This window comes from Streptomyces sp. Mut1, from assembly GCF_030719295.1.
GTDB lineage: Bacteria > Actinomycetota > Actinomycetes > Streptomycetales > Streptomycetaceae > Streptomyces > Streptomyces castrisilvae.
The window spans coordinates 4,697,596-4,722,670 of the sequence record NZ_CP120997.1 but is presented as its reverse complement, the minus strand read 5'-3'; the positions used below and the strand labels follow the sequence as shown (position 1 = coordinate 4,722,670).

The window sequence follows — 25,075 nt, the reverse complement described above, 5'->3', positions numbered from 1 at the left end:
GTGAAAGGTGGTACGCGCCCACGCGCGGGCATGACCCTGCCCTGTGGGGGGTGCCGAGGGCAAACCGATCTTGATCTTGGGGCCGGGTGACGGCCGTCAGAACAGATTGACGGCGGCGAATCTGAGCACGGTCTGCGGGGCGCCCGACAGGACGATGCCGGCGACGGCGGTGAGGACGATCGCGGCGGTGAGGGTTGCCGGGGTGCGGTGCCGGGCAGCGGGCGCCGGCTGGTGCGTGCTGTCCGCCTCGGGTGCGCGGAACAGGGCGGCGGTCCACTGGAGGTAGTAGTAGAGCGCGATGACCACGTTGACGGCCATGACGACGGCGAGCCAGCCCAGTCCGGCGTCGACGGCCGCGGAGAAGACCGTGACCTTGGCGAAGAGGCCGATGATGCCCGGCGGCAGCCCGGCCAGGCAGAGCAGGAAGAAGGCCAGCGCGAGGGCGGCGAGCGGCCGGGTCGCGTACAGCGCGCGGTAGTCGGCGAGGCGGTTGCCGGGGTGGGTACGGGCGACGAGGGCGGCGACCGCGAACGCGCCGAGGTTCACGACGGCGTACATCAGGGCGTATGCGACGGTGGACCCGATCCGGCGGTCCCCGGCGTACGCGGCGGCGGCGATCGGCACCAGGAGGTAGCCGGCCTGGGCGACGGAGGACCAGGCGAGCAGGCGTACGGCGCTGCGGGCGCGGGTGGCGCTCTGGCGCAGCGCGGCGACGTTGCCGACGGTCATGGTGAGCGCGGCGAGTACGGCGAGGGCGGGGCCCCAGACGTCCGCGTACGCCGGGAAGGCGATGACGGTGACGAGGATGAGGCCGGTGAAGCCGACCGCCTTGCCGACGACCGAGAGGTAGGCGGCGATCGGGAGGGGGGCGCCGACGTAGGTGTCGGGGACCCAGAAGTGGAAGGGCGCGGCGGCCGTCTTGAAGGCGAAGCCGACCAGGGTCAGGGCGACGCCCGCCCCGGCGAGCGTGGAGAGCCGGCCGGGTACGTCGTCGAGCGCGCCGGCGAGGTCGGTGAGGTGGAGGGTGCCGGTGGCCGCGTAGACGAAGCTGACGCCGAGGAGCATCACGGCGGTCGCGGTCACGGAGGACAGGAAGAACTTCAGCGCGGCCTCGGAGGAGCGCCGGTCGCCGCGCTTGATGCCGACGAGGGCGAACGCGGGCAGCGAGGCGACTTCGAGGGCGATGACGAGGGTGGCCAGGTCACGGGCGGCGGGCAGGAGCGCGGCGCCCGCGGCGGACGACAGCAGCAGGAACCAGTATTCGCCGGCCGGGAGCTTGCGGGTGTCGCCGATGGAGAGCAGTGCGGTGAGCAGGGCGCCGCCGAGGACGAGGGCCTGGATGACCAGGGTGAAGTGGTCGGCGGTGTAGCTGCACGCGTGGCTGCCGGTGGTGAGGCAGAAGGTGGAGCGGTCGCCTTCGTGGAGCGGGATGATCAGGGCGAGCCCGGCGACGAGACCGGCGACGGCTCCGTGGCCGAGGAGCGGTTTGCGGGCCTCGGGGACGAAGAGGTCGGCGACCAGGATGACGACGGCGACGGCCGCGACGGCGACGGGGGGCGCGAGGGCGAGCCAGTCGACGGACTGGACGAGGCTTGCCACGCCGGAGGCGTTTTCGGATGCCGTGATCACGACTTGCCTCCTGCGAGGAGCTTCTGCACGGCCGGGTCGGTGAGGCCGAGGAGGACGGCGGGCCAGAGGCCGGCGAGGACGGTGAGGGCCGCGAGGGGGGTCCAGGCGGCGAATTCGTAGCTCTGCACGTCGGCGATCGGCTGCGGTTCCTCGCGCGTGGCGCCCATGCAGACGCGGCGGACCACGATCAGGAGGTACGCGGCGGTGAGCAGGGTGCCGAACGCGGCGATCGACATGAACGTCAGGAAGGCGGGCCTGCTGAGCCCTTCGGCGGGGTCGAACGCGCCGAACAGGGCGAGCATCTCGCCCCAGAAGCCGGCGAGTCCGGGCAGGCCGAGCGAGGCGATCGCGGCGAACGCGAGGAGGCCGCCGAGGCGGGGCGCGCGGCCGTAGAGCGCGGCGCCCGTGGCCCCGGCGAGGGTGTCGAGGTCGGCGGTGCCGTACCGGTCCTTGACCGCGCCGACCAGGAAGAACAGCAGGCCGGTGATGAGTCCGTGGGCGATGTTGGCGAAGAGCGCGCCGTTGACCCCGGTGGGGGTCATGCTCGCGATGCCGAGGAGGACGAAGCCCATGTGGCCGACGGAGGAGTAGGCGATGAGCCGCTTCAGGTCGCCCTTGGCGCCGGGGCGGGCCAGCGCCAGGCAGGCGAGCGACCCGTAGATGATGCCGGCGACGGCGAAGGCGGCGAGGTACGGGGCGAAGGTGTGCATGCCGTCGGGGGCGACCGGGAGCAGGATCCGGACGAACCCGTACGTGCCCATCTTCAGCAGGACGCCCGCGAGGAGGACGGAGCCGACCGTCGGGGCGGCGGTGTGGGCGTCGGGCAGCCAGCTGTGCAGCGGCCACATCGGGGTCTTCACCGCGAGACCGACACCGATCGCGAGAACCGCGATGACCTGCACGGACGAGGTGAGACCCCGGCCGTTGTCAGTGGCGAGTGCCACCATGTCGAAGGTGCCGCTCTTCAGTCCGATGAGGAGCAGGCCCAGCAGCATGACGACCGAGCCGAGCAGTGTGTAGAGGATGAACTTCCAGGCGGCCGCCTGCCTCTGCGCACCGCCCCAGCGGGCGATGAGGAAGTACATCGGGATGAGCACCATCTCGAACGCCAGGAAGAACAGGATCAGGTCGAGGACGGCGAAGGTGGCGAGGGTGCCGGACTCCAGGACGAGGATCAGCGCGACGAAGGCCTTCGGGGAGGGGCCGGAGGGCATCTTGAAGTAGCTGTAGAGCGCGCAGAGGAAGGTCAGCAGCGCGGTCAGTACGAGCAGGGGGAGCGAAATGCCGTCGATGCCGAGGTGGATGCGCACATCCAGCGCCGGGATCCAGCTGATGTCGGTGGTGGCCTGCATCTTCGACGGGTGGTCGTGGTCGAAGCCGGCGGCCAGCACGAGCGTCGCCAGGAGGATGACCCCGGTGACGGTCACACCGTGGCGGAGCACGGCCTGGTCGGGGCCGCGGCCCTTCAGTCCGGGCGGGGCCGGGAGCAGGGCCGCGACGGCGCCGATGAGCGGGGCGACGACGACGAACGCCAGAAGGAACTGCATCACGGACGCGCTGATATCGATCACGGCTCAGGACCCCGCGTTGACGTTGGCGAAGACGACGGCGGCGACCGCCAGGACCAGGGAACCGGCGAGCAGTGCGCTGACGTAGGTCTGCACGTTGCCGGTCTGTGCGCGGCGGACGGCGGTGCCGAGCCGGCGTGCGCCGAGGGCGGAGCCGCGTACGTAGGTGTCGACGACCTCGCGGTCCAGGAAGCGGACGAGGCGTGCCGCCGCCTGGACGGGCCGGACGAACAGCGCCGCGTACAGGGCGTCCAGGTGGAAGCCGGTGGCCGCGTGGCGGTGGAGGGGGCCGAGCAGCAGGCGGCCGGGGTCGGCGGGGTCGGGGGCGTCACCGGCCGTGCCGTAGGCGGCGGTACGGGCCTCGATGGCCTCGATCTCGACCAGGGCGGGTTCCGCGTCGGGGTGGGCGACGACCGAGCCCATGGGGACGCGGGCGGCGAGTGCCGTGGTGTGGCGCCAGGCCCCGTAGGTGACGATGCCGCCGACGAGGCCGACGCCGGTGGAGAGCACGGCGGTGGTCAGGGACGGGGTGAGGCGGTGGCCGTCGAACCAGTCGCCGATCACGCCGACGGTCAGCCCGAGCCCGATGGTGGGGATGGCCAGCACCCACAGGACGGCGGTCATGGCGACGGGCTGCCTGCCGTGGTCGGGGGCCTCGGCGCCCCGGCCCCGGAAGGCCAGGAGCCAGAGCCGGGTGGCGTAGGCGGCGGTGAGCACGGCGGCCAGGAGCCCGGCGACGAGGACCGTCCAGCCGGCGGCGGCCGGGGCGACGTGCCGGTCGCCGAGGGCGGTGTGCTCGGCGGCGACGAGGACGGCTTCCTTGGAGAAGAAGCCGGCGAACGGGGGGATGGCGGCCAGGGCGAGCAGGGCGACGGTCATCGTCCAGTAGGCGTCGGGGATGCGGCGGGCCAGGCCGCTCATCCGGGACATGGCGGCCAGTGAGTTGGTGCCGGCGGCGTGGATGACGACGCCCGCCGCGAGGAAGAGGACGGCTTTGAACGCACCGTGCGAGACGAGGTGGAAGACGGCGGCCCCGCGGTCGCCGACGGCCAGGGCGCCGGACATGTAGCCGAGCTGGCCGATGGTCGAGTAGGCGAGGACGCGCTTGATGTCGTCCTGGGCGAGCGCGGCGAGCCCGGAGCCGATCATCGTGACGGCCGCCATCACGGCGAGGACGACGAGGGCGGCGCCGGATGCCGCGAAGACGGGGAGGAGCCGGGCCACGAAGTAGATGCCGGCGGCGACCATCGTCGCCGCGTGGATCAGGGCGGAGACGGGGGTGGGGCCGGCCATGGCGTCGGGCAGCCAGGTGTGCAGGGGGAACTGCGCGGACTTGCCGGCGACCCCGGCGAGCAGGAGGAGCGCGATGAGGGTGGGGTGATCGAGGCCGTCGTGGGCGACGGCGCCCAGGATGCCGGTGATGCGGAAGGTGCCGGTGTCGGCGGCGAGGGCGAACAGGCCGATGAGGAAGGGGACGTCGCCGAGCTTGGTGACCAGGAACGCCTTGAGGGAGGCGGCGCGGGCCTCGGGCGTCTCCCAGTAGTGGCCGACCAGGAAGTAGGAGCAGATGCCCATGATCTCCCAGCCGACCAGGAGCACCATCAGGTCGCCGGAGTAGACGACGAGCAGCATCGCGGAGGTGAAGAGGGAGACGAGGGCCGCGTACGAGGGGTAGCGGGGGTCGTCGCGCAGGTAGGCGGTCGAGTAGATCTGCACGCAGCTCGCGACGAGGGCGACCAGCACGGCGACGAGGACGGCGAAGCCGTCGAGGTGCAGCGCGAGGTCGATCGGGACGGAGCCGGTGGGGGTGAGCTGGGTCGCGGCGTCGATGGCCCGGCCGCCGCCCTGGCGTGCCGCGACGACGGCCGCGAGGACGAGGGAGGCGAGGGAGGGCAGGACGGCGAGCGGCCGGACGTAGCCGGGGGCGGTGCGGCCGGTGAGGAGGCCGGCCGCGGCTCCGAGGAACGGGAGGAGGGGGACGAGGACGGCGAGGGTCGTGGTGGTCACGCGGTGGCCTCTGCCTTCTTTGCCTTCCCTGCCGCAGCAGTGGCCTGGTCTTCGGGGGCGGTGCCCGTGGGGTCGTCGCCCTCGTCGTCGCCGGCCGGGACCGTTTCGGCCTCGTCGGTCTCGGCGGTGTCGCGGAGGCGGTCGATGTCGGAGGTGCCGCGGTTGCGGTACACGGCGAGGACGATCGCCAGGCCGATGCCGATCTCCGCCGCCGCGATGGCGATGGTGAAGAGGGTGAGGGCCTGGCCGGAGTGCAGGGTGTCGCGGAGCCAGACGTCGAAGGCGACCAGGTTGAGGTTGACGGCGTTGAGCATCAGCTCGACGGACATCAGGACGAGGATCGCGTTGCGGCGGGCGAGGACTCCGTACAGCCCGGTGCAGAAGAGGAGGGCGGCGAGCACGGCGGGATAGGCGAGGTGCATCAGCTCTTGTCCTCTCGGTGCGGGCCGGCCGGGTTGGTGCTCGCGCGGCCCTTGCGGGACAGGACGATCGCGCCGACCAGGGCGGCGAGCAGCAGGACGGAGAGTGCTTCGAAGGGGAGCACCCAGTTCCGGAAGAGGAAGGAGCCGGTGGCCTCGGTGGAGCCCTGGGCGGGCCCGTCCAGCTCGATCCAGGTGGTGCGGAAGGCGTCCACGACGACCCAGACGAGGGTGCCGGCGGCGGCGACGGCCACCGCGAGGGCGGCCCGGCGGTTCTCCGAATCGGCGTCCGGGGAGCGGCCGATGGGGGCCCGGGTGAGCATCAGGCCGAACAGGAGGAGGACGACGACGGAACCCACGTAGATCAGTACCTGCACCCAGGCGATGAACTCGGCGGTGAGCAGGAGGTATTCGACGGCGAGGCCGCCGAGCGCCACGATCAGCCAGAGGGCGGCGTGCACCAGCTGCCTGGTCGTGACGGTCACCAGGGCCGCGCCGAGGGTGGCGATGCCGACGAGGACGAAGGCGATCTCGACCCCGGTCGGGGAGAGGAAGCCGGGGTGGTGGCCGGTGGCCGCGGCGAGGGCGGGGGCGGTGATCACTCCTGGGCCTCCTGCGCGGCTTCCTGCTCCTGCTGGGCTTCCTGCTCCTGCGCGGCTTCCTGCTCCCGCTGGGCGCGGAGCTTGTCGGCCGTCTTGCGGGCGGCGGCGATCTCCTTCGGTTCCTCGGCGCGCGGGTCGAGCGCGGGCGGCTCCGGAACGGTCCACATCCACTCGCGGAGCTTGTCGCGCTCGTGGGTGAGTTCCAGGATGTCCGTCTCCGCGTACTCGAACTCCGGCGACCAGAACAGCGCGTCGAACGGGCACACCTCGATGCAGATGCCGCAGTACATGCAGAGCGAGAAGTCGATCGCGAAGCGGTCCAGCACGTTGCGGCTGCGCTCGCGCCCGCCGGGGGCCGCGGCGGGCACGGTCTCCTTGTGGGAGTCGATGTAGATGCACCAGTCGGGGCACTCACGGGCGCACAGCATGCAGACCGTGCAGTTCTCCTCGAACAGCGCGATGACGCCCCGGGAGCGGGGCGGGAGTTCGGGCTGCACGTCCGGGTACTGGGCGGTGACGGTCTTCTTCGTCATCGTCCGCAGGGTGACGGCGAGACCCTTGGCCAGGCCTGAGCCGGGGATCGGGGGCACTAGATGATCGCCACCTTCACGATGCCGGTGAGCGCGATCTGCGCGAGAGCGAGCGGAATGAGTGTGGTCCAGGCGAGCTTCTGCAACTGGTCCTCGCGCAGGCGCGGGTAGCTCACGCGCAGCCAGATGACGACGAAGGCGAGGATGCCGGTCTTCAGGAGCGTCCAGACCCAGCCGAGCCCGTCGGCGCCCATCGGGCCGTGCCAGCCGCCGAGGAACAGGACGGTGGTCAGCCCGCACAGCACGACGATGCCGGCGTACTCGGCGAGCAGGAACAGCGCGAAGCGGAGGCCGGTGTACTCGGTGTACGCACCGAAGATGATCTCCGAGTCGGCGACCGGCATGTCGAAGGGCGGGCGCTGGAGTTCGGCGAGCCCGGCCACGAAGAAGACCAGCGCGCCGATGATCTGCCACGGCAGCCACCACCACTCGAACGCGTCGAGGATGCCGGGCAGCGAGACCGTGCCGGCCGCCATCGCCACCGAGGCGGCGGCGAGCAGCATCGGCAGTTCGTACGCGAGCAGTTGGGCGGCGGTGCGGAGGCCGCCGAGCAGGGAGAACTTGTTGGCCGACGCCCAGCCGGCCATCAGCGAGCCGAGTACGCCGACGCCCATCACCGCGAGCACGAAGAAGATGCCCGCGTCGATGACCTGGCCTACCGCGCCCTCCCCCGGGCCGACCGGGATCGCGACGATCACCAGCAGGTACGGGAGCAGCGCGACGGCCGGCGCGAGGCGGAAGACCTTGCGGTCGGCGCCGGCCGGGACGATGTCTTCCTTCTGCGCGAACTTCACGCCGTCCGCGACGAGCTGGGCCCAGCCGTGGAAGCCGCCCGCGTACATCGGGCCCAGGCGGCCCTGCATGTGGGCCATCACCTTGTGTTCGGTCTGGCCGACGACGAGGGGGAGGACCATGAAGACGGCGAAGACGATGACGATGCGGAGGGCGACGTCCAGTACGTCGTTCACTCGGGATCGCCTCCGGTGGGGGTGTTGTCGGGGGTGGGGTCCGGGGCGGGGGTGGTGTTGGGCGCGGCTTCGTGGGCGGTGGGGTCCGTGTCCGGTGCGACTTCGGTGTCCGGTGCGGGGTCGGTGTCGGGTGCGGGGTCGGTGTCCGGTGCGACTTCGGTGTCCGGTGCGGGGTCGGTGTCCGGTGCGGCTTCGGGGGTGGTGGGGGGTTCGCTGCGCTGGGCTTCTCCCCTACCCGCCCCTTCCCGAACCGGGGGCTCCGCCCCCGGACCCCCGCTCCTCAAACGCCGGAGGGGCTGAGATGTGCCGCCGCTCTCCGAAGGCTGGGAGGGCTGGGATGTGCCGCCGCTCCCCGAAGGCTGGGATGTGGCGGCCTCCGAACGCCGGGAGGGCTCGGAGGCACCGCCCTCCGAACGCCGGAGAGGCTTGGAGGTGCCGCTCTCCGAAGACTCCTCGCCCTCCGGCGGTTCCTCCGTGAACGCCGGGCGGGCGTTGTGCCACGGTGCGTCCGATGCCGCCGTCGCGCCGCCGTCCGCGGTGGGCTCCGCGTCGGCGGCCGCGTCCGTGTCCGCCGGCGCCTCCGCGCCGCGCTGGCTCGCCGAGCCCTGCGATGCGCTGCGGCTGCGGCGGGGCGGGGCCGCGGGGGCGCCGGGTGTGGCCTCGCTCGCGGTGCGGGTGCGGCGCGGCGGGGCAGCGCTCTGTTCCGCCGTTCCCGGGGTCGTCGGTGTCGCCTCGCCCGCTGTGCGGGTTCGCCTCGGGGGGCGGTCGCCCGCGGCCCTCGGTGTGCGGGCGGGGCGGGACGGGGCCGGGGGGAGCTGGCCCTTGAGGGGGCCCCACTCGTTCGGGTCGGGGACGCCCGGGGGCAGCATCGTGCGGCGCTTCGGGCCGCCGTGTTCCGACTCGCCCGGCTCCTTCGCGCCCGGCCACGCCTTCGCCACGCGGGCGGCCAGGACGAAGTCCTTGCGCAGGGGGTGGCCCTCGAAGCCCTCGGGCAGGAGCAGCGGGACGAGGTGCGGGTGGTCCGCGAAGTCGATGCCGAACATCTCGTGGGTCTCGCGCTCGTGCCAGGCGGCTCCGGCGTAGACGCCGATCGCGGTCGGCAGGACGGCCGCCTCGTGCGGGACGGTCGTACGGATCAGCAGCCGGCGTACGCCGGTTCCCGCCGAGGGGAGCGCGGCGACGTGGACGCAGACGCGGAAGCCGGTGCCCGGCTCGTCGACCGCGCTCAGCCAGTCGAAGTAGGTGCAGCCGAGTGCGTCCCGCGCCGTTTCCAGGGCGGTGATCCAGGCGGCGGGCGGGACGTCGACGGTCAGCAGGTCGTAGGCCCGCTCCGCGGTGGCGTCGTCGCCGAAGAGTTCCGTGACGTCGTCCGGCAGCCGGTCGAAGGAGGTCTCGGCGGTCACTTCTCCTCGCCCTCCCCCGGAGCGGCCGGCGGGGTCACCAGGCCGCTGCGCAGGGCCGCCGTGGAGGGGCGGTCGCCCGCGGCCGTCGCGTAGCGCTCGCCCAGCGACTCGCGGGCGATCTTCTCCTGGAGCTTCAGGATGCCCTGGAGCAGGGCCTCGGGCCGGGGCGGGCAGCCGGGTACGTAGACGTCGACCGGGATGATCTGGTCGACGCCCTTCGTCACCGAGTACGAGTCCCAGTACGGGCCGCCGCAGTTGGAGCAGGCGCCGAAGGAGATGACGTACTTGGGCTCGGGCATCTGCTCGTACAGGCGCTTCACCGCGGGGGCCATCTTGTCCGTCACCGTGCCGGAGACGATCATGAGGTCGGCCTGGCGGGGGCCGGGCGCGAACGGGATGACGCCCAGCCGGATGAAGTCGTGGCGGGCCATGGACGCGGCGATGAACTCGATGGCGCAGCAGGCGAGTCCGAAGTTGAAGACCCAGAGGCTGTAGCGGCGGCCCCAGTTGAGGACCACCTTCATCGGCTCCGGTGCGAGCCGGGACAGTACGCCCAGGCGCTTGGGTTCCGGGAGGAACGTGGGTACGGCGGCGGGTTCGGCCCCCGCTTCGGCGGACGACGGGCTCGTCACGTCCATTCGAGGACGCCCTTCTTCCATGCGTAGAGCAGTCCCACGGCCAGGAAACCGAGGAAGATGAACATTTCCACGAGCGTCGTCGCGCCGTATCCGGGTGCGGCGAAGACGGTCGCCCAGGGGAAGAGGAAGATCGAGTCGACGGCGAAGATCACGTACAGGAAGGCGTAGACGTAGTAGCGGACCTGGGTGTGTGCCCAGCCCTCCCCCACGGGGTCGACGCCGCACTCGTAGGTGAGGAGCTTCTCCGGCGTCGGGACCACGGGGCGCAGCAGCCGGCCGGCCCCGAAGGCGACCGCGACGAACAGGACGCCGACGACGGCGAGCAGTCCGACGACCGAGTAGCTGTGGAAGTAGTCCGAGGCGAGCACGGCGGGCGCCGGTCCCGGCGGGTGCGCCACGTCCGGAAGTTCCGACGGGCCCGGCAGGTATGCCGCGCCCGGAAGGTCCGTCACGTCGGCCACGTCCGCCCCCTCGCTCCCTCTAACCGTTCGACGATCTGTACGCACGGGAGTCTAGGCCCTGTAAAGGACGGGTAAGCAGTTGCGTCGGGCAACTGACGGGGTTGGGCGGGACACGGTGGGGATATCCCTACTTCGCCCTCACCCACGAGCCCCATGGCATCCACAGGCCCCGCCCGGCAGGCTGGTCGTATGACCATGAGCCCCCAGGTGCCCTCCAACGACGGGCCGCCTCCTGTCCGCTTCGCCTTCGGCCGGTGGACGTGGAAGGAGGTCGCGCACCTCCTCAGCAACTTTCCGATGGCGGTCGTCGGTTTTGTTTACACAGTGTTGATGATCGCCATCGGTGTGGGCCTCGCGGTCACCGTCGTCGGTCTGCCGCTGCTCGCCGCCGGGCTCCAGGGTTCCCGGCTCATCGGGCGGGCCGAGCGGAAACGGGCGCGGAAGCTGCTGGGGGTCCGGGTCGACGAGCCGAGTCCGGCGGCCCTGGGCCGCCGGGACGAGGGGTTCTTCGCCTGGCTGTGGTCGAGCCTGATGGACCCGGTGGCCTGGCGGTCGGCGCTGTACTCGTTCGTACGGCTGCCGTGGGGCATCCTCACCTTCGTGGTGACGCTGCTGTGCCTCGTCCTGTGGCCGGCGCTCCCCTATACGTCGCGGCTCATGGCCAACGCGGACCGGGCCATGGTGCGCGGTCTGCTCTCCCCCTCCGACGACCTGGAACGCCGCATCGCCGAACTCGAATCGGACCGGGGTGTGGTGGTCGACACGGCCGCCGCCGACCTGCGCCGCATCGAGCGCGATCTGCACGACGGGGCGCAGGCCCGGCTCGTCGCCCTCGCCATGGGTCTCGGTCTGGCCAAGGAGAAGCTGACCGACGACCCGGAGGCGGCGGCCCGCATGGTCGACGAGGCGCACGGCGAGGTCAAGGTCGCCCTCCAGGAGCTGCGCGACCTGGCCCGCGGCATCCACCCGGCCGTCCTCACCGACCGCGGCCTGGACGCCGCCCTCTCCGCCATCGCCTCCCGGTGCACCGTCCCGGTCACCGTGCGGGTGGACCTGCCGGGGCGTCCGGCGCAGGCCATCGAGGGCATCGCGTACTTCACGGTCTCCGAGCTCCTCCAGAACGTCAGCAAGCACTCCGCCGCCACCCGCGCCTCGGTCGACGTGTGGCGCACGGGCGACCGGCTGCTGCTCCAGGTCGGCGACGACGGGCGCGGCGGGGCCTCGATGGACGGCGGTACGGGGATGGCGGGGCTCGCGGAGCGGCTGGACGCGGTCGACGGGGTCTTCGTCCTGGACTCCCCCGTTGGCGGCCCGACGACCGTCACCGCCGAGCTGCCGTGGCGCGACCGGGAGACCGGGAGGAGCGCGGCCGGCGGCGGTCGTGCGGCGTAGGAACCGCAGGGGTGGGGAAAACCCCCGGCCCGAGACGGAGACCGTCCTCATGGTGTGCCGGCGCCCGACCCAGCACTCTTGAACCAGAAGCCGGCACGAACAGACAGCGCGCACGCACAGACAGCACGCACGCACAGCCCCAGACCACCGGATGCAGAAGAAACGGACGGAACCCATGGCCACGGCATACGGACCGGACACACGGGACCCTCAGCGGTCGGGAAGCGGTTCCGGCAACCGCCCGGCGACGCGGCGCGTCCTGCCGGCCGCGCTGCGGGCCCCCTTGGAGGCCAGGACCTGGCGCGAGTTCTGCTATCTGATGCTGAGCCTGCCGATCAGCATCGTGCTCTTCGCCTTCTCGATCACCATGGTCTCGCTGGGCGCGGGGCTGCTCGTCACCTTCCTGGGGATTCCGGTCCTGGCGGCCGGCCTGGTCATGTGCCGGGGCTTCGGGATGCTGGAGCGGACCCGGGCGCGGGCCCTGCTGGGGCTGGACGTGGCCGACCCGGCGCCGGTGCGCGGCCGGACCGGCGGGCTGATGTCCTGGGTCGGGGCGGTCCTGAAGAGCGGGGTGTCCTGGCGCCACCTGCTCTACTCGCTGCTGCACTTCCCGTGGGCGGTCTTCGCGTTCTGCGTCTCGCTGACGCTGTGGTCCTGGGGCTGGGCGGCCCTCACCTACCCGCTGTGGCACTGGGCCGTCCCCTCGCACGCCGGGGTCCAGGGGATTCAGCTGTACGGGGACGCCACGCACGAGGTCTATCTGGACTCGCCCGCCGAGCTGGCCCTCACCAGCGTGATGGGGCTGGGCGTCGTCCTGCTGTCGCCGTGGGTGATCCGGGGGCTGGCCTCGGTCGACCGGCTGCTGGTGGCCGGGCTGCTGAGCCCGTCCCGGCTGGCGGAGCGCGTCACGGAGCTGGAGTCGGACCGTGGTGTCGTGGTGGACACGGCCGCCGCCGACCTGCGCCGCATCGAGCGCGATCTGCACGACGGGGCGCAGGCCCGGCTCGTCGCCCTCGCCATGGACCTGGGGCTCGCGAAGGAGAAGCTGACCGACGACCCGGAGGCCGCGGCGAAGATGGTCGACGAGGCGCACGGGGAGGTCAAGGTCGCCCTCCAGGAGCTGCGCGACCTGGCCCGCGGCATCCACCCGGCCGTTCTCACCGACCGCGGCCTGGACGCCGCCCTCTCCGCCGTCGCCTCCCGGTGCACGGTCCCCGTCACGGTCGAGGTCGACCTGGCGTCCCGTCCCGCCCAGGCCATCGAGGGCATCGCGTACTTCACGGTCTCCGAGCTCCTCCAGAACGTCAGCAAGCACTCCGCCGCCACCCGCGCCTCGGTCGACGTGTGGCGCACGGAGGACCGGCTGCTGCTCCAGGTCACCGATGACGGGCGCGGGGGCGCCGACCTGGCGGGGGGCAGCGGTCTCGCCGGGCTGACCGAGCGGCTGGAGGCCGTGGACGGTGTCCTGGTGGTCGACTCCCCGGTGGGCGGCCCGACCAAGGTCACCGCCGAGCTGCCCTGGCGCGGCTGACCGGAGATTTCGCCGCTCGTCGGCCGTACCGCCCCGGGGGGAGCCTCCCCCGGGGCGCGGTCAACCCCGCGCGCACTCGCGACGTCACTGCCGTTACTGGGATGCTGGACGGCATACGGATCGCAACAGCGAGCAAGCAGGTGGGGGAATCAGCGTCGTGGTGGAGGACAGGGTGCGTGTGGTCATCGCCGAGGATTCGGTACTGCTCCGGGAGGGACTGACCCGGCTGCTGACCGATCTCGGGCACGACGTCGTCGCGGGGGTGGGGGACGCGGAGGCGCTGATCAAGACGATCGGCGACCTCGCCGGGCAGGGCGCGCTGCCCGATGTGGTGGTCGCGGACGTCAGGATGCCGCCGACCCACACCGACGAGGGTGTGCGGGCGGCGGTGCGGCTGCGCAGGGACTACCCGGGGATCGGGGTGCTGGTCCTTTCGCAGTACGTGGAGGAGCAGTACGCCACCGAGCTGCTGGCCGGGTCCAGCCGGGGTGTGGGGTATCTGCTGAAGGACCGGGTCGCCGAGGTGCGGGAGTTCGTGGACGCGGTGGTCCGGGTGGCCCAGGGCGGTACGGCGCTGGACCCCGAGGTGGTGGCGCAGCTGCTGGGCCGCAGCCGCAAGCAGGATGTGCTGGCGGGGCTGACGCCGCGCGAGCGCGAGGTGCTGGGGCTGATGGCGGAGGGGCGTACGAACTCGGCGGTGGCCAAGCAGCTGGTGGTGAGCGACGGGGCGGTGGAGAAGCACGTCAGCAACATCTTCCAGAAGCTGGGGCTGGCCCCGAGCGAGGGCGACCACCGGCGGGTGCTGGCCGTACTGACCTATCTGAACTCCTGACCCGGCCGGCCGGGCTCCCCCATTCCTGACGGTCTGTCAGACTGAAGTCGCCGGGTGTCTCCAGCGAGGGTCCGACGGGGAACGAGGCTGCTGGTGAATCATGACGGAACAGCGCCGGGAAACGTCTCACCATCTTGAAATGAAGCGTCTCAAAATGCCGTCCATCATGTGATCGGCCAGAGGAAGGCGACCCTTACAGACGTAGGGTGGGGCTCGGGACCTCCGGCGGGCCGGACGGTTCCGAGCCGCCGCGCCGAGGGAGGTCCAGTAAGTGACCAGCCAGGTCAGTAGCCCAGCGGAACAGGCCGACGAGGCCAGTGACGCGCTCGTAGGGGGACCGCGTGCCCCCCAGTCCGCAGCCACGGGGAACGGCAAGGAGGTCCGCCGTCTGGACCGGGTGATCATCCGCTTCGCGGGTGACTCGGGTGACGGCATGCAGCTCACGGGTGACCGGTTCACCTCCGAGACGGCGTCCTTCGGGAACGACCTCTCCACGCTGCCCAATTTTCCCGCCGAGATCCGCGCCCCCGCAGGCACCCTGCCGGGGGTTTCGTCGTTCCAGCTGCACTTCGCCGACCACGACATCCTGACCCCGGGCGACGCGCCGAACGTGCTGGTGGCGATGAACCCGGCGGCGCTGAAAGCGAACATCGCCGATGTGCCGCGCGGTGCCGAAATCATCGTGAACACCGATGAGTTCACCAAGCGGCCGATGGCGAAGGTGGGCTACGGGACAAGCCCGCTGGAGGACGGCTCGCTGGAGGCGTACAACGTCCATCCGGTGCCGCTGACCACGCTCACCATCGAGGCGCTGAAGGGGTTCGAGCTCTCCCGCAAGGAGGCCGGGCGCTCCAAGAACATGTTCGCGCTGGGGCTGCTGTCCTGGATGTACCACCGCCCGACCGAGGGCACCGAGGCGTTCCTTCGCGCCAAGTTCGCGAAGAAGCCGCAGATCGCCGAGGCGAACGTGGCCGCGTTCCGGGCCGGCTGGAATTTCGGTGAGACCACCGAGGACTTCGCCGTCAGTTACGAGGTCGCCCCGGCCTCGCAGGCCTTCCCCACCGGCACGTACCGCAACATCTCGGGGAACCTCGCCCTGGCCTACGGGCTGATCGCCGCGGGCCGGCAGGCCGACCTGCCGGTGTACCTCGGTTCGTACCCGATCACCCCGGCCTCCGACATCCTGCACGAGCTGAGCCGGCACAAGAACTTCGGCGTACGCACCTTCCAGGCCGAGGACGAGATCGCGGGCATCGGCGCCGCACTGGGCGCCGCCTTCGGCGGGTCGCTCGCCGTGACGACCACGTCCGGGCCCGGGGTCGCCCTGAAGTCGGAGACCATCGGCCTCGCGGTCTCCCTGGAGCTGCCGCTCCTCATCATCGACATCCAGCGCGGCGGCCCGTCCACCGGACTGCCCACCAAGACCGAGCAGGCCGACCTGCTCCAGGCGATGTACGGGCGAAACGGCGAGGCCCCGGTGCCGATCGTGGCGCCGATGACCCCGGCGGACTGCTTCGACGCGGCCCTGGACGCGGCCCGGATCGCCCTGACCTACCGCACCCCGGTCTTCCTGCTCTCCGACGGCTACCTCGCCAACGGCTCCGAGCCCTGGCGCATCCCGGAGCTGGACCAGCTCCCGGACCTGCGCGTCCAGTTCGCGGGCGGCCCGAACCACGAACTGGCCGACGGCACCGAGGTGTTCTGGCCGTACAAGCGCGACCCGCAGACGCTCGCCCGCCCCTGGGCCGTCCCCGGCACGCCCGGTCTCGAACACCGCATCGGCGGCATCGAGAAGCAGGACGGCACGGGCAACATCTCGTACGACCCCGCCAACCACGACTTCATGGTCCGTACCCGCCAGGCCAAGGTGGACGGCATCGAGGTCCCGGACGTGGAGGTCGATGACCCCGCGGAGGCGAAGACCCTCGTGCTGGGCTGGGGTTCGACGTACGGACCCATCACCGCGGCCGTGCGCCGGCTGCGCGCCGCCGGACGCCCCATCGCCCAGGCCCATCTGCGCCACATCAACCCGTTCCCGCGGAATCTCGGCGAGGTCCTGAAGCGTTACGACAAGGTGGTCGTCCCCGAGATGAACCTCGGTCAGCTGGCCACGCTGATCCGCGCCAAGTACCTGGTGGACGCGCACAGTTACAACCAGGTCAACGGTATGCCGTTCAAGGCCGAGCAGCTGGCGACAGCTCTTGAGGAGGCCATCGATGCCTGAGACGAACGAACTGCTCCAGCTGGTGCCCAAGGCCGAGGCGAAGCAGTCCATGAAGGACTTCAAGTCCGACCAGGAAGTGCGCTGGTGCCCCGGGTGCGGTGACTACGCGGTTCTCGCCGCCGTGCAGGGCTTCATGCCCGACCTCGGTCTGGCGAAGGAGAACATCGTCTTCATCTCCGGCATCGGCTGCTCCTCCCGTTTCCCGTACTACATGAACACCTACGGGATGCACTCGATCCACGGCCGCGCCCCCTCCATCGCCACGGGTCTGGCCACCTCGCGGCGGGACCTGTCGGTCTGGGTGGTCACCGGGGACGGCGACGCGCTGTCCATCGGCGGCAACCACCTGATCCACGCGCTGCGCCGCAATGTGAACCTGAAGATCCTGCTGTTCAACAACAGGATCTACGGGCTGACCAAGGGCCAGTACTCCCCCACCTCCGAGCTGGGCAAGATCACCAAGTCGACGCCGATGGGCTCGCTGGACGCCCCGTTCAACCCGGTGTCCCTGGCGATCGGCGCGGAGGCGTCGTTCGTCGCCCGCACGATCGACTCCGACCGCAAGCACCTCACGAGCGTGCTGCGCGCCGCCGCCGACCACCCGGGCACGGCGCTGGTGGAGATCTACCAGAACTGCAACATCTTCAACGACGGCGCGTTCGAGGTCCTGAAGGACAAGGAGCAGGCCCAGGAGGCGGTGATCCGCCTGGAGCACGGGCAGCCGATCGTCTTCGGCGCCGACGGGGCCAAGGGGGTCGTACGGGACTCGCTGACCGGTGATCTGAACGTGGTCGCGGTCACCGAGGAGAACAAGTCGCAGATCCTCGTCCACGACGCCCACGCCCCGAGCCCGACGACGGCGTTCGCCCTGTCGCGGCTCGCCGACACGGACACCCTGCACCACACTCCGATCGGGGTGCTGCGCAGCGTGGAGCGGCCGGTGTACGACACGAAGATGGCCGAGCAGCTGGACGCGGCCGTGGAGCGGGACGGCAAGGGCGACCTGGCCGCGCTGCTCGCGGGCAACGACAACTGGACGGTGGTCGGCTGACCGCCGGCCCTGGCACGCGGGAGCGCGCCGGTTCCGCCCGTGAGGGGCGGGTCCGGCGCGCTTCTTCGTTCCCGCACCCCGTTACGCTTTCTTTTAGTTAGCGCATTCCGTAGGGTGGTGTGAGAGAGAAGCGAACAAAGAGGAGATACCCCCATGAGCATCGTCGTCACCGGAGCCACCGGAGCACTCGGCCGCCTCGTCGTCGAGCACCTGCTGACCACCGAAGCCGTCCCGGCGGGCGACATCGCCGCCGTCGTGCGCGACAAGGAGAAGGCCGCCGGCCAGGCCGCCCGGGGCGTCGAGCTGCGCATCGCCGACTACGACAGGCCCGAGACGCTGGCCGGGGCGTTCCGGCCCGGCGACCGGGTGCTCCTCATCTCCGGCAACGCGGTCGGCAGCCGGATCGCCCAGCACACCGCGGTCATCGAGGCGGCGAAGGCGGCGGGCGTGGCCCAGCTGGCGTACACCGGCATCCTCGGCGGGCCCGACGCGGACTTCGTGCTGGCCGACGAGCACCGGGCGACCGAGCAGCTGATCCTCGACTCCGGCCTGCCGTACACGTTCCTGCGCAACGGCTGGTACACGGAGAACCTCACCGAGAACCTGGCTCCCGTCCTCGCGCACGGCGCGGTCGTCGCCAACGCGGGCGAGGGCCGGATCGCCTCCGCCACCCGCGACGACTACGCGGCCGCGGCCGCCGCCGTCCTGACCGGCGAGGGCCACCTGAACCGCGCGTACGAGCTGAGCGGGGACACCGCCTGGTCGTACGCCGAATACGCGGCGCAGGTCGCGAAGGCCACCGGCAAGGAGATCGCCCACAACGACGTCCCGGCCGCCGTGCACCAGGAGATCCTGACCGGCGCCGGGGTGCCGGAGGCCTTCGCGGCGATCCTGGTCGACGTGGACGAGGCGGTCCGGCGCGGGCGGCTGGCCGGCACCAGCGGCGATCTGGCCCGCCTGATCGGCCGCCCGACGACCCCGCTGGCCGACACCCTCGCCGCCGCGGTCGCCGCGCTGTAGGCCGCGTCCGCACGGGCGGGGCCCGGTGTCATGACCGTCTGACGATACGGGTATGACACCGGGTCCCGTCGGCGTTACCTTCATCTGGTCGACGGTCGTACGGCAGACATCCGCCAGGAGGGGCCCGTGAAGGGGACGAATGACCAACGGGCCGGGCTCCTGTCCGGGTTCGCCGCGTACGGCATGTGGGGAGTCGTCCCGCTGTACTGGCCGCTGCTGAAGCCGACCGGCGCGGTCGAGATCCTGGCCCACCGCATGGTGTGGTCGCTGGGTGTGGTGGCGATCCTGCTGCTCGTACTGCGCCGCTGGTCCTGGATCGGCCCGCTGCTGCGGCAGCCGCGCAAGCTGGGGCTGCTCACCGTCGCGGCCCTGGTGATCACCATCAACTGGGGCCTGTACATCTGGGCCGTCAACAGCGGCCATGTGGTCGAGGCGTCGCTCGGCTACTTCATCAATCCGCTGGTCACCATCGCCATGGGCGTCCTACTCCTGGGCGAACGGCTGCGCCCGGCACAGTGGGCCGCGGTCGGCACCGGTGTCGCGTCGGTCCTCGTGCTGGCGGTCGGCTACGGCAAGCCGCCGTGGATCTCGCTGGGCCTGGCGTTCTCGTTCGCGACGTACGGCCTGGTCAAGAAGAAGGTCGACATGGGCGGTCTCGAATCGCTCACCGTCGAGACCGCCGTGCTCTTCCTGCCCGCGCTCGGATTCCTGCTGTGGCTGGGCGCCCGGGGCACGTCGACCCTCACCTCCGAGGGCGCCGGGCACACGGCGCTGCTCGCGTCGACCGGCGTCGTCACGGCGGTGCCGCTGATCCTGTTCGGGGCCGCCGCGATCCGCGTACCGCTCTCGACGATCGGGCTGCTCCAGTATCTGACCCCGGTCTTCCAGTTCCTGCTGGGGATCGCCTACTTCCACGAGGAGATGCCGCCGGAGCGGTGGGCCGGGTTCGCGCTGGTGTGGGTGGCGCTCACCGTACTGACCTGGGACGCGCTGCGGACGGCTCGGCGCACGAGGGCGCGGGCGCAGGCGGCGCGGCTGGCCGCGGCGGCGACGGCCGCACCCGCCGGCCCGGACCGGACAGAGACCAGCACTACCGCAACCTAGTTGCTTTTTTAACTCAGTTGCGTTTCCCTTGGGTTTCACGGCACCGACCGACCCCAGGAGCACGCATGCCCGACTCCACCCCTTCCTCGGCCCCCGTCCTCGTCGTCGGCTCAGGCCCGACCGGACTGACCCTGGCCATCGATCTCGCCCGCCGGGGCGTCGGCGTACGGATCATCGAGAAGTCCGCGGACTTCCCCCGCAGCTCGCGCGCCAAGGGCCCCAACCCGCGCTCCCTGGAGGTCCTGGAGGACCTCGGGGTCGTCGACGCGGTACTGGCCGCGGGGGCCGCGCCGCTGCCGATGCGCAAGTACCGGGGCGGGGCCGTGATCGCCGACGCCGAGCCGTTCGCAGGCCTGCGGCCGACCCCGGACGCGCCCTACGACCGCCCCCTGATGATCGCCCAGTGGCAGCTGGAGGAGGTGCTGCGGGCCCGCCTCGCGGAGTACGGCGTGCGCGTCGAACTCGGCTCCGAGCTGGTGGCGCTGGCCGAGGGCGAGGCGTCCGTGACCGCCACCCTGGCCGACGGCGCGCGGATCGAGGCGTCGTACGTGGCCGGGTGCGACGGCGGCCACAGCGCGGTGCGCAAGCTCCTCGGCATCCCGTTCGAGGGGAAGACGGACGAGACGCAGCAGATGGTGTGCGGGGACGTCGAGATCGAAGGGCTCGACCGGGGGTTCTGGCACCAGTGGTTCGACGAGGACGGCGCGGTGATGCTCTGCCCGATCCCCGGCACCCGGTCGGGCTGGTGGTTCCAGGCCGGCCCCGAGACCGACGCGTCGGGCGCCCCCGTACCCCCGTCGCTCGCCGGCTTCCGCCGCCTCTTCGCCAAGCACACCGGCCTGCCGGGCGACCGGCTCTCACGGGCGGCCCTGCTCTCCACGTACCGGGTCAACGAACGGCTGGCCGCGCGCTACCGGGCGGGCCGGGTCCTGCTCGCCGGGGACGCGGCGCACGTCCACTCGATCGCGGGCGGCCTGGGCATGAACACCGGCATCCAGGACGCGTACAACCTGGGCTGGAAGCTCGCCCGGGTCGCCTCCGGGCTCGCGGGCCCCGCCCTGCTCGACACCTACGAGGAGGAGCGGCTGCCCGTCGCCGCCGAGGTCCTGGACATCAGCGCGGAACGGCTGCGGGCCACGCTCGAAGCGATCAAGAAGCCGGGCGGCGGGCTCGACTCGGCGGTCGGCCCCGGCACCAACGGCCTGGGCGGCGGCTACCGCTGGAGCTCGCTCGCCGCCTCCCCGCTCGCCACGCCCCGCCTCCGGGCGGGCGACCGCGCCCCCGACGCGCCCTGCCGCGACGCGGCCACCGGCGCCCCGCTCCGCCTCTTCGAGGCCTTCGCCGGACCGCACTTCACCCTGCTCGGCTTCGGTGCGGGCACGGCGCGGGCGCTCGCCGAGGCGACCGAGGCCCACGGCGGGCACCTGCGGGCGTACGGGGTGGACGCGGGCGGCCCGGGTGGCCTGGCCGACCATGAGGGGCACGCGCACTCGGCGTACGGCATCGGACCGGACGACGAGCTGCTGATCCTGGTCCGCCCCGACAACCATGTGGCTCTGATCGCCCCGGGCGGCGACAGCCGGGCGATCGTGGCCTATCTGAACGGTGCGGTGGCGCAACGAGTCTGAACGGTGGGGTGGCGCAACGAGTCTGAACGGTGGGGTGGCGCAGCGGGTCCGACCGCTGCGGTGGCGCAACCGGTCTGACCGCTGCGGCATTGGAGCGAGCGAGCGCGTGTCACGGGGAGCAATGCGGCCATAACGCGCTGCTTATATTTTCCTCACACTTATGATTCGATCTCTGCGCGCGTCCGGCTCGTCCCGCACGCTTCTGCGCACCGCGACCGCCACCGCCGCTCTGTCCACCCTGTCCGTCCTCGCCTGCGGAATCGCCCCCTCCGCGAACGCGGACGACACCGTACAGACGGTCGGCCCGTCGGGCCTCGGCCCGGCGGGCCCCTGGTTCCGGCTCCAGGAAACCACCCCCGACCGGGACCCGGGCATCCAGGAGGTCTCCCCCAAGCCCGACCCGGTCCACCTGAACGGCAGCCTGCACCTGTCCATCGGTGCCGGCGAACAGGCCCAGGCCGCGCACTACTTCAACGCGACGTGGACCCCCGTGCCGATGCAGCCGCTGCTGGACGCGGGCATCTCCTACTGGGCGTACACCGCGACCGAAGGCTCCTCGGTCACCAGCATCGGCGCGAACCTCCAGCTCCCCGCCTCCTGCGGCGGCTTCACCACCCTGTCGTTCGAGCCGGGCAGCAACCCGGACGTGGACGGCCAGTCGCTGAAACCGGATACCTGGCAGAAGTACCGCTTCACCGGGGACTCGGTGGTCCGCACCTCGCGGGCGGTCGCCGGCATCCCGGCGGGCGGCGACGCCCCGCTGTCGCACTTCGTCGCCCAGTGCGAGGGGGCGTACGGCGTGATCGCCAACATCGGCCGCCTCGGCGACACGAACGGCACGCTCAACACGTACGTCGACAACATCACGGCCCAGGGCACGGTCTGGGACTTCGCCGTGGACGGACGGGCCTCGGCCGCGCTGACCCTCCCCGAGGAGATCGAGGCGGGCGACGGACCCCGCCCCGCCGACGTCTCCTACACCGACCCGGCGGACGGCCCGCAGTACCCGGGCATCGGTACGCGCCTCACCCTCAAGGGCCCGGACGACCTGCGGGCGGACCAGCTGACCGTCACCTCCGAGGGCGCCGAGGTCCCCCTGACCCAGGAGCCGGACGGCACGCTCACCGGCCGGCTGCGGACCAACCTCCGCGCGGGCGGCACGCTGGAGCCGGGCGGTTCGGCCGGGGCGGCGTTCACCCTGGCGGCGGCCGAGGGCGCCCCCACGGGCCGGCTCGACGTGACGACCGAGCTGACCGTGGAGATCGCGGGCGTGGAAGGCCCGCTGCGCACCGGCGTCCTGGCGACGGGCCACACCACGATCACCGCGGACGTGGAGCCGAGCCCCTCGCCCACCCACACCCACCACCCCAAGCCGACCCCGAAGCCGTCGCACCCCGGTGGCGGTGGCGGCCACTGGGGCGGCGGTCACGGCAACGGCCCCGTCCCGGACGGCCCGGTCGACGCGGGTGACGGCTCCACCGCCCTGTCCGGCACGAGCCCGTCCGGTCCGGGACTCCTGGCGGCTGCCGGAGCGGCCGGACTGCTGGCCGTGGCGGGCGCGGCGCTCGGCGGCCTGCGCGCGGCCCGGCGCCGACGGGTTTGAGCACCCGTGCCCGGCGGGAAGGGCCGTCGCCCCGGCGGCCCTTCCCGCGCCTGATCGCGGTGGCCGGTCTCGTTCCGGCCATCGCGGCGGCCCTGGCCATGTTTCTGGGCTCCCCGGTCCGGGAAGCCGCACCGGCACCCGGCCCGCTGCCCGGCCCCGCGTCCTCCGCGACGGCCCCGCTCGCCCCGTCCCGCCCCGTCCGCGTCGAGATCCCCGCGCTCGACGTCAGCGCGCCCCTGGTCGACCTGACCCTGGACGCCTCGGGCAGGCTCGGCGTACCCGACCCGGACGCCCGCAACCTCGCCGGCTGGTACCGGGACGGGGTGACGCCGGGCTCCCCGGGCAACGCGATCGTGGTCGCCCACGTCGACACACCCGCCGGACCTGCGGCCTTCGCCGGACTCGACACGCTGCGGCCGGGCGCGCGGGTGGAGGTGCGGCGGGCGGACGGGAGGGTGGCGGTGTTCCGCCTGTACGCGGTCGAGGAGTTCGAGAAGAGCGACTTCCCGAGCGACCGCGTCTACGGCCCGACCGAGGACGCCGAACTCCGTCTGCTCACCTGCGGCGGCGCCTACGACCCGGACGCGGGCGGCTACCAGGCCAATGTGGTCGCCTTCGCCCGCCTGTCCTCGGTCCAAACCCCGGAACCCACCATTCCGGGACAGAATGCCGATCATGACTCTTGAGTGGAAAGTCGTCGTCGACTCCGCCGACCCGCACGCGCAGGCCGGCTTCTGGTCCGAGGCCCTCGGCTACGAGATCGAGGACAACAGCCCCCTGATCGAACGCCTCCTGAGCGCCGGCGCCGTCCCGGAAGCGCTCACCACGACCGCCCACGGCCGCCGCGCCTGGCTCGATCTGGCGGCCGTACGCCACCCCGACGACCCGTACGACGAGGAGAGCGGCACCGGCCACGGCCGCCGGCTCCTCTTCCAGCGCGTCCCGGAACCCAAAACGGTGAAGAACCGCCTCCACCTCGACCTCCACGCGGGCCCGGCCCGCCGCGAGGCCGAGGTGGCCCGGCTGGAGGCCCTGGGCGCGAGGGCCGAGCGCGAGGTGGACGAGCCGGGCGGCAGGTGGACGGTACTCACGGACCCGGAAGGGAACGAGTTCTGCGTGCAGTGACGAGGCCCTGAAGGCGTTCGCGGAGGCCGCCGCGGACCACGTCGGACGCCAGGACGCCTGCTGACGGGCCGCACTGACGGCCGGTCATTCCGGCTCGGTCCGCGCCGGGGGCATCCCAAAGGCGGAGGGCGGAGATCCTTCGAGGGGCTGACGAAGCGCCGTCGTCCGGCGGGAAGAGTGGTGCGCAGGACCACCGAGAAGAGGAACACCGCATGGGAGCGACCACGTCGCCGGACTGGGCCGTCACGGGAATCCTGGGGGCCGCGCGCGGTGCCCGGACGGACGCCGAAGGACCCATAGGCAGCCAGCACCTGCTGGCCGGGATCGCCACGGCCAGAGGCGCCGCCCGGAAGGCGCTGGCGGCCGAGGGGCTGACCAAGGTCGCGCTGCTGTCGGTGCTCCGGGCCCGGCCGGACCACGACACCGCGTGGAGCACGGACGACGGCGCGGCCCAAGCCGTCACCGAGAGGGACGTCCTGGGCGAGGAGGGCGAGCCGCACAGGCGCTACACCGGCGCGGCGGCCCGAGCCCTGACCGCCGCGCGGGAGGAGGCCGAACAGGAGGGCGCCGGAAAGTTCGGCGCCGAGCACCTGCTGCGCGGGCTGCTGCGGGAGGACAACCGCGCGGTGGAGATGCTGGGTGCCTGCGAGGTCTCACCGCAAGCCGTGCTGGCCCGCCTCGACGCGGACACCGCAACAACCGGAAGCGCGGGGACCACGGAGGACAGCCGGGACGACGGCCTCGATCCGCTCCTGCACCCGACCCGCGACATCCTGCTCGGACACAGCACCTACCGTCGCCGGACACCTCTGTGGATGCGGTTGCTCTTCAAGCTGAGCGGAGTCAACTGGGCGGCGCGACCCGCCTGGTGGGTGCGCATGGAGACCTACGAGCAGGCGCACCGCCTCGGCGGCACCGCGGTGGGCACCGAGCACGTGCTGCTCGCGGTGCTCGCCACGCACGAGGTCGCGCTCCGGTACCCGCACCTGGCGCGGGAGAACGCCCCGGACACCGGTTCCCGGTACGCGGGCGGCGAGCGGCTGGCCGGTCTGGGCATCGACTACGCCTCGGTCCACAGGGCCCTGACCGCCGATGACCGGCTCCATCTGACGGCCGACCCCCACCCCGTCGAGCAGTACACCGACGAGACGAGCACCCCGGACCGGACGAAGGAGCAGGCCACCGCCGATCCGGGCACGGGCCCGCTGGTGGAGGCGCTCCTCGGTGAGGGGACACGCGCCCGGCAACTGGTCGACGCGCTGGCCGTCCCGCGCTGAAGC

22 protein-coding genes are annotated in these 25,075 nt (G+C 72.2%); 12 read left to right on the top strand and 10 right to left on the bottom strand.

Features of this window, described 5'->3' with window-relative positions; all coding sequences use genetic code 11:
- Positions 1-96 precede the first annotated feature (96 nt).
- The 10 genes from P8A18_RS20510 to P8A18_RS20465 are packed head-to-tail and all read right to left on the bottom strand — an operon-like array spanning position 97 to position 10,249.
- Positions 97-1,629 (bottom strand): NADH-quinone oxidoreductase subunit N, encoded by a 1,533-nt coding sequence (locus tag P8A18_RS20510; RefSeq protein WP_306056487.1) that lies wholly within the window; start codon positions 1,627-1,629, stop codon positions 97-99.
- A complete protein-coding gene (locus P8A18_RS20505) occupies positions 1,626-3,176 on the bottom strand; it encodes a complex I subunit 4 family protein (protein ID WP_306061038.1) in 1,551 nt (516 codons plus the stop codon). Before P8A18_RS20505 ends, P8A18_RS20510 begins: the two co-directional genes overlap by 4 nt.
- 27 nt (positions 3,177-3,203) lie before the next feature.
- Entirely contained in the window at positions 3,204-5,204 is a 2,001-nt protein-coding gene (locus P8A18_RS20500; protein ID WP_306056485.1) for an NADH-quinone oxidoreductase subunit 5 family protein, read from the bottom strand.
- Entirely contained in the window at positions 5,201-5,626 is a 426-nt protein-coding gene (nuoK, locus tag P8A18_RS20495) for an NADH-quinone oxidoreductase subunit NuoK (RefSeq protein WP_018550686.1), read from the bottom strand. Before nuoK ends, P8A18_RS20500 begins: the two co-directional genes overlap by 4 nt.
- A complete protein-coding gene (locus P8A18_RS20490) occupies positions 5,626-6,225 on the bottom strand; it encodes an NADH-quinone oxidoreductase subunit J family protein (RefSeq protein WP_306056484.1) in 600 nt (199 codons plus the stop codon). Before P8A18_RS20490 ends, nuoK begins: the two co-directional genes overlap by 1 nt.
- Positions 6,222-6,815 carry a NuoI/complex I 23 kDa subunit family protein gene (locus P8A18_RS20485; RefSeq protein WP_306056482.1) on the bottom strand — a complete coding sequence of 198 codons (594 nt, stop codon included), beginning with the start codon at positions 6,813-6,815 and terminating at the stop codon, positions 6,222-6,224. Before P8A18_RS20485 ends, P8A18_RS20490 begins: the two co-directional genes overlap by 4 nt.
- A complete protein-coding gene (locus P8A18_RS20480; RefSeq protein ID WP_306056480.1) occupies positions 6,815-7,783 on the bottom strand; it encodes a complex I subunit 1/NuoH family protein in 969 nt (322 codons plus the stop codon). Before P8A18_RS20480 ends, P8A18_RS20485 begins: the two co-directional genes overlap by 1 nt.
- Positions 7,780-9,186, bottom strand: coding sequence for an NADH-quinone oxidoreductase subunit C (locus P8A18_RS20475; protein WP_306056478.1), 1,407 nt, complete (start codon positions 9,184-9,186; stop codon positions 7,780-7,782). The genes P8A18_RS20480 and P8A18_RS20475 overlap by 4 nt, the downstream gene beginning before the upstream one ends.
- Positions 9,183-9,824, bottom strand: a complete 642-nt coding sequence (locus tag P8A18_RS20470; RefSeq protein WP_306056474.1) for an NADH-quinone oxidoreductase subunit B — start codon at positions 9,822-9,824, stop codon at positions 9,183-9,185. The genes P8A18_RS20475 and P8A18_RS20470 overlap by 4 nt, the downstream gene beginning before the upstream one ends.
- A complete protein-coding gene (locus P8A18_RS20465; RefSeq protein WP_306061036.1) occupies positions 9,815-10,249 on the bottom strand; it encodes an NADH-quinone oxidoreductase subunit A in 435 nt (144 codons plus the stop codon). The genes P8A18_RS20470 and P8A18_RS20465 overlap by 10 nt, the downstream gene beginning before the upstream one ends.
- 225 nt (positions 10,250-10,474) lie before the next feature.
- On the opposite strand from P8A18_RS20465, the gene P8A18_RS20460 reads away from it, so the two are divergent.
- The 12 genes from P8A18_RS20460 (at position 10,475) to P8A18_RS20405 (ending at position 25,072) form a co-directional block, all read left to right on the top strand.
- The gene (locus tag P8A18_RS20460; protein ID WP_306056472.1) at positions 10,475-11,677 is read left to right on the top strand and encodes a sensor histidine kinase AbrC1; all 1,203 of its coding nucleotides are present in this window, start codon (positions 10,475-10,477) and stop codon (positions 11,675-11,677) included.
- A 175-nt stretch (positions 11,678-11,852) separates the two neighbouring features.
- Positions 11,853-13,208 carry a sensor histidine kinase AbrC2 gene (locus tag P8A18_RS20455; protein ID WP_306056470.1) on the top strand — a complete coding sequence of 452 codons (1,356 nt, stop codon included), beginning with the start codon at positions 11,853-11,855 and terminating at the stop codon, positions 13,206-13,208.
- Between the two features lie 172 nt (positions 13,209-13,380).
- The gene (locus tag P8A18_RS20450; protein WP_306061034.1) at positions 13,381-14,040 is read left to right on the top strand and encodes a response regulator AbrC3; all 660 of its coding nucleotides are present in this window, start codon (positions 13,381-13,383) and stop codon (positions 14,038-14,040) included.
- A 271-nt stretch (positions 14,041-14,311) separates the two neighbouring features.
- The gene (locus tag P8A18_RS20445; protein ID WP_306056468.1) at positions 14,312-16,264 is read left to right on the top strand and encodes a 2-oxoacid:acceptor oxidoreductase subunit alpha; all 1,953 of its coding nucleotides are present in this window, start codon (positions 14,312-14,314) and stop codon (positions 16,262-16,264) included.
- Entirely contained in the window at positions 16,257-17,315 is a 1,059-nt protein-coding gene (locus P8A18_RS20440; RefSeq protein WP_306056466.1) for a 2-oxoacid:ferredoxin oxidoreductase subunit beta, read from the top strand. Before P8A18_RS20445 ends, P8A18_RS20440 begins: the two co-directional genes overlap by 8 nt.
- Positions 17,316-17,468: 153 nt before the next feature.
- Positions 17,469-18,335, top strand: a complete 867-nt coding sequence (locus P8A18_RS20435; RefSeq protein WP_306056465.1) for an SDR family oxidoreductase — start codon at positions 17,469-17,471, stop codon at positions 18,333-18,335.
- A gap of 126 nt (positions 18,336-18,461) precedes the next feature.
- Positions 18,462-19,439 carry an EamA family transporter RarD gene (rarD, locus tag P8A18_RS20430; protein ID WP_306056463.1) on the top strand — a complete coding sequence of 326 codons (978 nt, stop codon included), beginning with the start codon at positions 18,462-18,464 and terminating at the stop codon, positions 19,437-19,439.
- Positions 19,440-19,504: 65 nt separating this feature from the next.
- Positions 19,505-21,067: an FAD-dependent monooxygenase gene (locus tag P8A18_RS20425; protein WP_306056461.1), complete on the top strand. Its 1,563-nt coding sequence runs from the start codon at positions 19,505-19,507 to the stop codon at positions 21,065-21,067.
- Between the two features lie 160 nt (positions 21,068-21,227).
- Positions 21,228-22,670: a hypothetical protein gene (locus P8A18_RS20420; RefSeq protein ID WP_306056459.1), complete on the top strand. Its 1,443-nt coding sequence runs from the start codon at positions 21,228-21,230 to the stop codon at positions 22,668-22,670.
- A 59-nt stretch (positions 22,671-22,729) separates the two neighbouring features.
- Positions 22,730-23,356: a class F sortase gene (locus P8A18_RS20415; RefSeq protein WP_306056457.1), complete on the top strand. Its 627-nt coding sequence runs from the start codon at positions 22,730-22,732 to the stop codon at positions 23,354-23,356.
- Positions 23,337-23,795 carry a VOC family protein gene (locus P8A18_RS20410; RefSeq protein WP_306056455.1) on the top strand — a complete coding sequence of 153 codons (459 nt, stop codon included), beginning with the start codon at positions 23,337-23,339 and terminating at the stop codon, positions 23,793-23,795. Before P8A18_RS20415 ends, P8A18_RS20410 begins: the two co-directional genes overlap by 20 nt.
- A gap of 212 nt (positions 23,796-24,007) precedes the next feature.
- Positions 24,008-25,072 carry a Clp protease N-terminal domain-containing protein gene (locus tag P8A18_RS20405; protein WP_306056453.1) on the top strand — a complete coding sequence of 355 codons (1,065 nt, stop codon included), beginning with the start codon at positions 24,008-24,010 and terminating at the stop codon, positions 25,070-25,072.
- Positions 25,073-25,075: the final 3 nt, after the last annotated feature.

Bases quoted from the DNA above. Each gene is read 5' to 3' on its own strand.
- P8A18_RS20505 (WP_306061038.1), bottom strand. From the start codon at position 3,176: ATGCAGTTCCTTCTGGCGTTCGTCGTCGTCGCCCCGCTCATCGGCGCC.
- nuoK (WP_018550686.1), bottom strand. From the start codon at position 5,626: ATGCACCTCGCCTATCCCGCCGTGCTCGCCGCCCTCCTCTTCTGCACC.
- P8A18_RS20470 (WP_306056474.1), bottom strand. From the start codon at position 9,824: ATGGACGTGACGAGCCCGTCGTCCGCCGAAGCGGGGGCCGAACCCGCC.
- P8A18_RS20460 (WP_306056472.1), top strand. From the start codon at position 10,475: ATGACCATGAGCCCCCAGGTGCCCTCCAACGACGGGCCGCCTCCTGTC.
- P8A18_RS20455 (WP_306056470.1), top strand. From the start codon at position 11,853: ATGGCCACGGCATACGGACCGGACACACGGGACCCTCAGCGGTCGGGA.
- P8A18_RS20440 (WP_306056466.1), top strand. From the start codon at position 16,257: ATGCCTGAGACGAACGAACTGCTCCAGCTGGTGCCCAAGGCCGAGGCG.
- P8A18_RS20435 (WP_306056465.1), top strand. From the start codon at position 17,469: ATGAGCATCGTCGTCACCGGAGCCACCGGAGCACTCGGCCGCCTCGTC.
- P8A18_RS20425 (WP_306056461.1), top strand. From the start codon at position 19,505: ATGCCCGACTCCACCCCTTCCTCGGCCCCCGTCCTCGTCGTCGGCTCA.
- P8A18_RS20420 (WP_306056459.1), top strand. From the start codon at position 21,228: ATGATTCGATCTCTGCGCGCGTCCGGCTCGTCCCGCACGCTTCTGCGC.
- P8A18_RS20410 (WP_306056455.1), top strand. From the start codon at position 23,337: ATGCCGATCATGACTCTTGAGTGGAAAGTCGTCGTCGACTCCGCCGAC.
- P8A18_RS20405 (WP_306056453.1), top strand. From the start codon at position 24,008: ATGGGAGCGACCACGTCGCCGGACTGGGCCGTCACGGGAATCCTGGGG.